Below are 4,770 nucleotides of genomic sequence, written 5' to 3'. Positions count from 1 at the left end.
GGTTGGCATACTTGCTGCCGAGCTTTGAGCGCAGGCGGCGTATGTGCACATCAACCGTGCGCGCGCCCTCAATGTAATCGTAGCCCCAGACGCTTTTTAAAAGTTGGCTTCGCGTAAACACGCGCCCCGGGGCTAAAGCCATATGCTTTAGCAGCTCGTATTCCTTATATGTGAGGTCGAGCTTGTTATTGTCCACCGAAACCTCGTAGTTCGTGTAATTGATCTTAAATCCGCCCCACTCGAATATTTCGTCCTGCTCGGCCCGCTCGCTTTTATATGCCGCCAAAGACAAGCGAAAGTAAAGCTCCTTTTCTGAGTAGGGATAAAAGAGAACGTCGGTGAACTCGGTAAAAATCTCAACGGGCAAATTTGGCTTCCCCTCGATGATGGCGAGCACCGGCGCATCGTCCTTGAGGTCTTCAATACGCTCGACCACGCGCTGAGAATCGCGGCAGTCGAGGAGTACCACGTCCACCTGCCCGCCGTTGTCGTGCCCATTAGCAACCGAGACGAACCCGGACTGCTCAAGGTCTTGCTTGAGTTGCAAGGCGAGAGCGGGGTCCGAAGTTATAATACCCGCCTTAATCAGAACTACCCCTTTCAAGAAAACATGCTTAAAGATACGGTAGCCTTGGATTATTACGGACAGGTTTCAAGAATATGAAGTTTATATTAATTCGGTATCCGCCCGGCTTTCAAGCGGGACGCGGTACTTTGCAGCCTGCGCTTTTGCCGCGTCCCAGCGCTCGAGAAGATACGGCTTTAAGCGCTCAAACGTCTCAGCAATCCCTTCGACCTCGTCTTCGGCCTGCAGGTTATTCATGACCTCGGTCTCGATAACAAACGAGCCGGTGCGCCCGAAGTAAAGGGGCATCAGCGCATCGACGATATCACGCCGGTCGATCCCGCTCCAGTTGTAGGCGACCGCAAAGTCGTAAACCGCCTTCACCCACAGCTCATCCGGGAAATTAAAAATATCGGTCGGTGGAAGGGTGAGCGCCTTGACCTCGTTAAATGTGCCGGCGGGAAGTATTCTCTCAAGAAGGGATTCGTTCTTGGCAAACCCGTTCATAAAATTCTCGATGAGCCGGTGCAAATCGATGGCAAATTGTTCCGGTTCGGCTCTCTTAAGCGTACCGAAGATATCGGTTGGGAAACTGCCGTGGACGACCTTCCACTTGGTCTCGTATTTACCCATCAGCTCAAATATGGTCCCGACGACCTGGCGAAACATCGGTCCAAGGTCGGCGCCGGGGTCTTTTGGGTCGTGCAGCTTAACGCCCATCGTCGACTGGCAGACCCTGAAGCCCTCGTTGATCGCGGTGGTGGTCATCCAGATGTCGATGCCGAAGCGGTGGATGTTGTCATCGCTTAAGATATTCTCCCGGCTGAATACTTTTGAGAGCGCCCAGCAGACCCCGAAATCACCGCCTATCGGCTGGCGCGACCGCTGCCCGTAAAGCGCCCTTGTCAGCGGGTATGCTATCGAGTTCGTGATCGTACCGTCATATTTATATCTGAGGTAATGCGGTGTAACAAAACCGTAGTTATACCGGTAGATCGGCTCGCCCAAGAGTTTTATCCACTCAGGGGTGATGCTGCGCAGGTCCGAATCGACGACGATGCAGACCTTGGTCCGCAGGCGATCGGCGATCTCAAAGATGGTTTGAAACGCGCTCCCCTTGCCTGCGGGCCCAAGATAGGTGGTAACTATCTTCTCGACCTGGGGCGGAACCGGCGTTTCAAGTACGACATCGCGGGTGCTATCGTCGGAGCCGCCATCGGCATTGACCATAACCGGTTTGAGTTCCGGGAAGAATTGCACCATTCCGAGTGCGGCCGCCCGCACCACGTGCGAGATGGTCCCGGCGTTTCTAAAGCTCGGGATGCCGACTATGATATCCGCTTGCCCCAGGCGCTCAATCTGTGCAAGCACCTCCGGCTGAAGCACTGTTTTCTCACTAACTTTCTCGTTCATTGGTTCACCCGACCGATTTTAGTTCTTCATTACGAAAAGTACCACGTTCACGGCCCATCAACAACCGGTGGGCGACAAAGAACGCCTGAGCTTTAAAAATATACCAATTGGTACTAAAATTAATAGAGACACTAATTGAAGAGTTAACAAAAGAGTTAATTGAACATTTAGCGGAACATCTAATAGATCATCTAGAAGAACTAATAGTGCTGGATTATTTTAAACAACCGTGCGGTGCATGGGAGGGGATGCCGTGGGTCTTGGTATGCTGGATAGATTAAACGTAATCGACTACGTCGAGCCGTGGCATGCCGAACTCATTAACCTGATGGCGCCGGAGACCAGGGTTATCTACAGTGACGTCGACGGCACGCTTCTCGGACCTGGCGGTTGCCTTTTTCTTGATTCAAACCACGGCTTTACCAGCTCGCCGGCGCAGGCGATAGTCTCCTGCCATCTTCATAAAATCGATGTGGTCCTCGTCTCGGGGCGCAATCGAGCGCAGCTCCACTCGGATGTGCGAATTCTCGGTTTTAAGAACTGGATTTCCGAGCTTGGCTGCCAGATCGCCTACAACCTGGGCGAGGTGTTGGTATCAAATATTGGGGATTTTCAGGCGGGCGAGGAAACCGTATGGAAGGCGATTGAAGAAAGCGGCGCACCGCAGCTCTTGCTCGACGAATACGACCGGCGACTGGAGTACCATCTTCCCTGGTCGGAGAATCGGGAGTTCACTCACATGTTCCGGGGGCGGATCGATGTCGAGGAGGCCAACGCGCTTCTAAAGAAGAACGGCTTTATTGAGCTTAAAATCATCGACAACGGCAAGGTGAGGCGAAGGAGCGCGCGTCTTGACCCACAAATAACCGAAGTGCATGCCTACCACCTCTTACCTACAGCAAGCAGCAAAGCTTCGGCGGTACGCAAAGACCAGGAAACGCGAGGGATTGCCAAAGGCATGTGCGCCGCCATCGGTGACTCGATAGCCGATCTAGAGCTTGCCCCCGAAGTGGGCGTGTTGTTCCTCGTGCGAAATGCGGTGCTGGAGAATCCCGAGATACTGGAGCGGTTGGGTGATTATCCAAACGTGTTTATTACCCATGAAGAGATGGGCCTGGGATGGGCGGAGGCAATTCGCTTCCTGATAGGCAGAGAATACCGCTAGCTTGAGCGCCCTCAAGAACCTAGCCCTTCTCGGCAACATTGGCGACTAAAACAAGCTTCTCTCCGTTAAGCGTCCTCCCCAGTGATGGGTCTTTTGCCTCAAGTAAATGCTTAAATTCATCAGGGCTATATTGTGCGTAGTTAATTACGCGGCCAAGTTTGCCGCGCAGATTTTTTATCGCCCCATCGAGTTCAGAACGGTCCGGTGAGCCGATTATAACGAGGTTAATTTCCGAAACGGCCTCGGTCGGCCGCTCGGCAAACTCACCGTAGATGAAGGCAAGCTGGATGCCTTTAAGCCCGGCGAGGCTTTCTTTAAGAAAAGCGGCGGCGCCTTCGGTTTTCAAAAAGAGGCTGTGAAGCTCGGGCAGGATCGGAAACTCGGGGCGCACCTTAAAATACTTGTGGTTTCCATGCCGGCGGGAATCGAGCAAACCAAGAGCATCTAGGCGCTCGAGTTCGCGCTGCACTGCACTCGGGGGCTCGGATACTTCGCGACTTGCCTCCCGTAGATACACCTCTTTGCCCGGATTATTCAAGAAATAGCTGAGAAGCTTTACCATAACCCGTGATCTGAACAGCGTTTCTAGCATGATCACCACCAAAACCGTACGCTTGTCTGTGTGCTTGTATACTATTAGTTAACATACAAAGATTGACAAGCAAGGATTGTCTACTATTGTTAACTAATAGTGTACAGATTTACGCTGTGAATTACCAGGCTCGAAGTTTTGTGGCGATGCGGGATGCCGCTTCTTTAATAGAGGGGATGGGCCTATTTATCGCCGCATCAAGCGAGCCGGCGATGGTTTCCAGCGCATACATCTCGCTGATGCCGCTGTCATACAGCTGCTCGTAGCCGTCACCGAGCTTGCCCGCAATGACGATCGTCTTTACGCCGTATTCGCACGCTAAACCCGCAACGCCCCCCGGAACTTTGCCGTAGACGCTCTGAGCGTCAACCTGGCCCTCGCCGGTTATAACAAGATCGGCCCCCCGCACTTTATCGCGTAACCCAACCGCTTCCATAACCAGCTCGACTCCCGGCCTGATCGTGGCGTGCAAAAACGCAACGAGACCCGCGCCTAAGCCCCCGGCCGCCCCTCCGCCCGATAGCTCGGACACGTCAATCCCAAGGTCCCGGTGGACCACATCGGCAAAATGTATCAAGCCCTGCTCAAGAAGGAATACCTGCTCGGGTGAGGCCCCTTTTTGCGGGGCAAACACGTGCGCCGCGCCGTACGGGCCATAGAGCGGATTTTTTACATCGCCGGCCACCAGAACCTGTGCATCGCGAACCCTGGGGTCGATGGTCGAGACGTCGATCCGGGCGATGGTTACGAGTTCTCCTCCCCCAAAGCCGACCCCCGAGCCATCCTCCTTGAGAATCTTTACACCCAGCGCCTGTGCCGCACCGATACCGGCATCACAGGTAGCGCTGCCGCCGATGCCGACGATAAAGCGCCTGCATTCAAAATCAAGAGCGGCCTCAATGAGTTCACCCGTTCCGTAGGTGGTGGTTACCGTCGGGTCGCGCCGCGCCGCAGGCACCAGTTCAAAGCCGGAAGCCTTGGCCATCTCGATTACCGCCGTTCCATCCGCAAGAATACCGAACGGCGCCTTGGCCG

Annotated in this window: 5 protein-coding genes; 1 reads left to right on the top strand and 4 read right to left on the bottom strand. The window is 54.1% G+C overall.

Annotated elements, in window-relative coordinates; translation table 11 throughout:
- On the bottom strand, positions 1-604 hold a 604-nt coding region (locus COY37_RS04415), incomplete at its 3' end, for a response regulator transcription factor (RefSeq protein ID WP_286976343.1).
- Between the two features lie 63 nt (positions 605-667).
- Complete coding sequence (locus COY37_RS04410) at positions 668-1,978, bottom strand: glycosyltransferase family protein (RefSeq protein WP_286678531.1); 1,311 nt, start codon at positions 1,976-1,978, stop codon at positions 668-670.
- Positions 1,979-2,231: 253 nt separating this feature from the next.
- Here COY37_RS04410 and COY37_RS04405 point away from each other — a divergent pair, with 253 nt between their 5' ends.
- The gene (locus tag COY37_RS04405; RefSeq protein WP_286678532.1) at positions 2,232-3,143 is read left to right on the top strand and encodes an HAD hydrolase family protein; all 912 of its coding nucleotides are present in this window, start codon (positions 2,232-2,234) and stop codon (positions 3,141-3,143) included.
- Between the two features lie 19 nt (positions 3,144-3,162).
- Here COY37_RS04405 and COY37_RS04400 read toward each other — a convergent pair whose 3' ends face one another.
- Positions 3,163-3,735, bottom strand: a complete 573-nt coding sequence (locus tag COY37_RS04400; protein ID WP_286678533.1) for a winged helix-turn-helix domain-containing protein — start codon at positions 3,733-3,735, stop codon at positions 3,163-3,165.
- A gap of 121 nt (positions 3,736-3,856) precedes the next feature.
- A partial coding sequence (locus COY37_RS04395; protein ID WP_286976339.1) for a glycerate kinase family protein occupies positions 3,857-4,770 on the bottom strand: 914 nt, incomplete at its 5' end.

The organism is Candidatus Aquicultor secundus, from assembly GCF_002791875.1.
Classification (GTDB): Bacteria; Actinomycetota; Aquicultoria; order Aquicultorales; family Aquicultoraceae; genus Aquicultor_A; species Aquicultor_A secundus.
Note: the sequence above shows the minus strand (reverse complement) of the source record. Positions and strands in the feature narration are given on the sequence as shown.

Excerpts from the sequence above, each read along its gene's own strand:
- COY37_RS04410 (WP_286678531.1), bottom strand. The coding sequence starts at position 1,978 with ATGAACGAGAAAGTTAGTGAGAAAACAGTGCTTCAGCCGGAGGTGCTT.
- COY37_RS04400 (WP_286678533.1), bottom strand. The coding sequence starts at position 3,735 with ATGCTAGAAACGCTGTTCAGATCACGGGTTATGGTAAAGCTTCTCAGC.